Annotated in this window: 5 protein-coding genes; 3 read left to right on the forward strand and 2 right to left on the reverse strand. The window is 67.4% G+C overall.

Annotated features, from left to right (window positions below):
• Positions 1-386: 386 nt before the first annotated feature.
• Positions 387-848: a DUF4383 domain-containing protein gene (locus J9611_RS20505; protein WP_211882953.1), complete on the reverse strand. Its 462-nt coding sequence runs from the start codon at positions 846-848 to the stop codon at positions 387-389.
• Between the two features lie 173 nt (positions 849-1,021).
• Here J9611_RS20505 and J9611_RS20510 point away from each other — a divergent pair, with 173 nt between their 5' ends.
• On the forward strand, positions 1,022-2,350 hold the full coding sequence (locus J9611_RS20510; protein ID WP_211882954.1) for a cell division protein PerM: 1,329 nt from the start codon (positions 1,022-1,024) through the stop codon (positions 2,348-2,350).
• A gap of 27 nt (positions 2,351-2,377) precedes the next feature.
• Here J9611_RS20510 and J9611_RS20515 read toward each other — a convergent pair whose 3' ends face one another.
• A complete protein-coding gene (locus tag J9611_RS20515) occupies positions 2,378-2,809 on the reverse strand; it encodes a hypothetical protein (protein ID WP_211882955.1) in 432 nt (143 codons plus the stop codon).
• Between the two features lie 39 nt (positions 2,810-2,848).
• Between J9611_RS20515 and purN the strand changes: the two genes are divergently transcribed.
• Together purN and J9611_RS20525 are read left to right on the forward strand one after the other, a co-directional pair.
• Positions 2,849-3,463 (forward strand): phosphoribosylglycinamide formyltransferase, encoded by a 615-nt coding sequence (gene purN, locus J9611_RS20520; protein ID WP_211882956.1) that lies wholly within the window; start codon positions 2,849-2,851, stop codon positions 3,461-3,463.
• A gap of 98 nt (positions 3,464-3,561) precedes the next feature.
• Positions 3,562-4,494, forward strand: a complete 933-nt coding sequence (locus J9611_RS20525) for a putative endonuclease domain-containing protein (RefSeq protein WP_211882957.1) — start codon at positions 3,562-3,564, stop codon at positions 4,492-4,494.
• The last annotated feature ends 115 nt before the right edge of the window (positions 4,495-4,609 follow it).

Consider the following 4,609-nt stretch of genomic DNA (forward strand, 5'->3'; position numbering starts at 1 on the left):
GGGGGGGGGGGGGGGGCCGGGTCGCTGCGGCCGGGCCACGGCGACCTGATCCAGTGCGGCCGGGTAATTCCGGGGGCTTCATCGACCGGGATTCCAGACCAGGATGAGGGCTGGCACGGTTGATCCTCCCAACGCGGCGATTTGCCGGAAACGGCCGCAAAGCGAGGTGCTTAGCGGCCGTTTGCGGCAAATGGGAGCACTTATGGGGGCCGGACGAACCGCGGCCGGGCCGGGCCGCCGTCGAGGGCAGGTTGCCGGCACAAGGAAGCTGGTGCAGGCGATGCGTTTCCGCGAGGCGCCTGCACCAGCAGGTAGTACGAATTTTCAGATTGCTATGAAACGTTACTCATTCGCGGCTCCCTTTGTCCCGGTGATTACTTCCGGGTTTACCTTGCGTCGTCGGCCATATGCCTCGACATCAGCCAACCGGCGCCAATCATTGCCACGCCCAGCACCAAAAGGGTCCAGTCGTCCGCCATGTTCAGCGACAGGAAGTTAGCCGCCGACCCCACGCCGACAATGAGCCCGTAAACGGTAAGGACGATGTACAGCAGGCCGAAGCCCATGAGGAAGTTCCGGGCGCCCATGGCATTCCGCGACATGGCCGCTCCGGTAGCGCCGATGGCCAGCTGAACGATATTCAGCAACATCGATACCTGGAACAGGTTCAGGAACATGGCCCTGGAATCAGGTCCGAAGAACCTCAGTTCGCCGTACTGCGTGGTGATGCCGGGGATGAACCCCAGGATGCCCACGACTAACAGGACGATACCAACACCCATGCCGACGTTCTGAACATCTGTCCGACCGAAGTGAACGCCGTGTGCATGTGGGGATGCGGTAGTCATTTTCTGCCTCCAACCACTGATTGCGGACATTCCAATTTTACGGCGGGCCTCTGGAAAAAGCGCCGTCGGAAGGAGGGTTTGAACGGTGTTGATCAGCGGCGGCGCCTGCAGGGTCCGGGTGTTGAGCCTGTCGGAACCTTGGCCGTGCCCCGCACATGGCACCATGGAACACGATGAAACTGCGCGCTGATCAGACCGGAGAACGTGGCCTTCCCATGCCCTTGGGGCTGCAGGGGGCGCTGGAGTCCGCGCAGGCAGCCGTCATTTCGGCCCTCGTGGTGGCCGCACCGATCATCGCCGTGTGGGCCACGGCCGGCTTCCAGAACGGCGGCTTCGACGTGCTGGCGCGGCTGGCCGGCCAGGCGTGGCTGCTGATCCACGGCGTCCCGCTGCTCCTGGACACCGCCGGCACCGGCGCGGCGGGGTCCGCGGCGCGCCCGGGCTCGGGCACCCTCTCGCTCATCCCGCTGGGGCTGACCCTGATCCCGTTCCTCCTCGCCTGGCGGGCCGGCCGCCGGCTGGCCCGCGCCTCCTACACGGACCAGCTCTGGCAGGCACTGCTTGGCTCCTGGCTGATGTACGCCGGCTTCGGCCTGACCACGGGCTTCGTCTGCCGCACCGCCGACGTCGGCATCAGCCTCTGGTCCGCCGCGCTGATCCCCGTGGTTCCCTTCGCGCTCGGCATGGTGGTCGGGGCGCGCCGCGAGGCGGGCTCGTGGAGCCGGCTGATCGGCGTCGACGCGGTGGACTGGATTTCCCGCACCAGCCAGCACTCGCGCTGGGCCGGGTCGTACCTGGGCTCCGCCGTCAAGGCCGGTTCCGTGGCGCTGATGGCCAGCCTGACGCTGTCCGCCCTGCTGCTCGCCGTCGACATCTTCATCCACTGGAACCTCGTGATCGCCGTCTATGAAGGGCTCGACGCCGGAGCCATGGGAGGTGCCGTCCTCACCATCGCGCAGCTGGGCTTCCTGCCCAACCTCGCGGTGTTCGCGTTGGCCTGGACCTCAGGCTCGGGCTTCGCCCTGGGGGTGGGCTCACAGGCGGGGGCGCTGGGGACCGCCGTCGGGCCGCTGCCGTCCATCCCGCTGTTCGCGGCACTGCCCTCCGGCCCGCCGGACTACGGCTTCGTCGCGCTTGTGGTGCCCGCGCTCGCCGGCGCCCTGGCCGGCTGGTGGTTCCTGCGTGAGGGGGAGAACCACTTCGACGAGTGGCTGTCCATCAAGATCCGTGCCCGCTGGTTCACCGCGGCCGTGTCCACCCTCGTCCTGGGCGCCATGATCGGCAGCATCGCCGGGCTGCTCGCAGCGGGTCTCGCCTGGCTGGCGCGCGGATCCGCCGGCGTCGGGCGGCTGACGGATATCGGCCCGGACCCGCTCCGGACGGCCCTGTACGTGGCCGCCGAGGTGGGAATCGGCGTCGTCATCGGTTACGCGGCAGGACCCTGGCTGGAACGCCAGCAGAAACTGCGCGAGGCGGACCTGGACAGGGCCGGCAGGGACTAGCCGGGCTGCCCGGCGCAGGCCCACGGCCTAGCGGAGCTGGGCCGGCAGCGACTTCTCCAGCTGCGTGCGGCACTCGGAGGCCCCCTGCTGTGTGAGGGCAGAGCGCGTGCACTCCTGGTAATCGCGGAACTGGTTGAAGAACGCAGCGGAGGCGAGGATCACCACGACCATGACCGTGGAGACCAGCAGGCCGGCAATCGCCCCGGACAGCACCAGGCGGGATTCCCTGTATTTCACGGCCCGGACCAGCACCATGATGCCCAGCGCGAGGCCCGCCGCCGTCAGGAGCGCGGTCAGCCACAGGTAGCTGATGTCCAGCTGGAAAACGAAGAACGAGCCCAGGACCACCAGGATGAAGATGCGGAACAGGGTGTGGGTCAACGCCCGCGAGGCTTTGGCCGCCTCGCTGGGCGGCTGACGGCTCCGCTGGCTGTCGGCGGAGCCGTTCGGGGGATTCATGTTTTCCAGCCTACGCGAGCGGCCCCATAAGCTAGGACGATGCGCATAGTTGTCCTCGTGTCCGGTACCGGCTCCAACCTCCAGGCCGTCATCGACGCCGTGAAGGACGGGCGGCTGGACCTCGAGATCGCCGCCGTCGGCGCGGACCGGCCGGGGACCTACGGGATCGAGCGCTCGGCCGCCGCCGGAATCCCGACCTTCGTGGTGGACTTCAAGGCCTACCCGGACCGGGCGGCCTGGAACGCGGCGCTCACCGGGGCCGTGGCCGCCTTCGCGCCGGATCTGGTGGTGTCCTCGGGCTTCATGCGGATTGTCAGCGCGGACTTCATCGAGGCCTTCGGCGGCAAGTACCTCAACACCCACCCGGCGCTGCTCCCCGCTTTTCCCGGCGCCCACGGCGTCCGTGATGCCCTGGCCTACGGAGTGAAGGTCACCGGCTGCACGGTGCACTGGGCCGACGCCGGGGTGGACACCGGCCCCATCATCGCGCAGGAGGCCGTGGCGGTCGGGGACGGCGAGACCGAGGAGTCGCTGCACGAGCGCATCAAGGTGGTGGAGCGCCGGCTGCTGGTGTCCACCCTGGCGTCCCTCGCCCCGGCGCAGAAGCCCGAGTATCCCGCACACCCAACTAACTCGCAGCACGGGCCGTTCTGAGCGCTCAGAACGGCCCGTGCTGCCAGTCAGTTAGGTACACGGGCCACGGCCTGTGGATCACTCTCTGAGGTAGTCCTCGGCTTTGCGACGATGGGTCGATGAAGACACCCCAACCGCTCCCGGCGTCGCTTGGCTCGGCGCCGTTTACAGTCCAGGAGGCAGTCGACGCCGGGGTCAGCCGGCGTCGACTCAAGCATCGTTCCCTGCACGTTCCGAGCCGCGGGATCCGGTTGCCAACAGAACACCCGGCTGAAGTGAAGCTCCATGCCCGGCCCCTCACCCTTGTCACCCAATTCTCTGCAGCCTCCCACGCGACCGCCTTCCTGATCTGGGACTTTCCGGGCTTCCTCCCGGGCTCTCATGCTCCGGGCATCCACATTTCCCGTCCGGACACGATGGCAATACCGCGGCGCAGGGGCGTGATTGGCCACGTCGGGCAATTCTTCGCCGACGAAATCACCGGGATCGACGGCGTGCTGGTCACCACGCGGATCAGGACGTGGTTGGACTGCGCCCGGAAGATGAGCATTGATGAGCTGACCGTGGTGGCGGATCATTTGTTGCGCCATCCTCGGCTTGCGTTTGAAGGCCGGACGGAGCCTTATGCCAGTCCGGGGCAACTGGCCGAGATGCTGGACCGGCACAAGGGTACGCCGGGCATCCGCAAGGCGCGGCTCGCCTTGCAGCAGGCCCGGATCGGTGCGGATTCGGCCCCCGAGACGAGGCTCCGTCTCGCGCTCTGCCGTTCAGGACTCCCGGAACCGGAACTGAACGTGGGCACGGTCCTGCGCTCCGGCGTCGTGCGTCAACCTGATCTTGCCTATCCGGAGCACAGGGTTGCTGTGGAGTACGAGGGCGCCGTGCATTCCGAGGCGGCCCAGGTCATCCGTGACATCGCCAGGGAAGAGGACTTCCGCGGCGCTGGCTGGATCCTGGTCCGGATCTCGAAACGGCACATGGAGAACGACGAGCGCGCCGCCGTCGCCAAGGTCCGCGCAGCTCTCGCCTGCCGCGGCTGGCAGCCCAACTAGTGTAGCGTGTCGTTGATTCCTTTGGGTATGAATTTTTGTCAGACTTGACCCATGGTTTATCTGGCAAAGGCACTGGAACTGCGCAACGGGGACCGCGAGGCCCTGGAGGCGCTGA

Origin of the sequence: Pseudarthrobacter albicanus (assembly GCF_018224015.1) — a bacterium.
GTDB classification, from domain to species: Bacteria; Actinomycetota; Actinomycetes; order Actinomycetales; family Micrococcaceae; genus Arthrobacter; species Arthrobacter albicanus.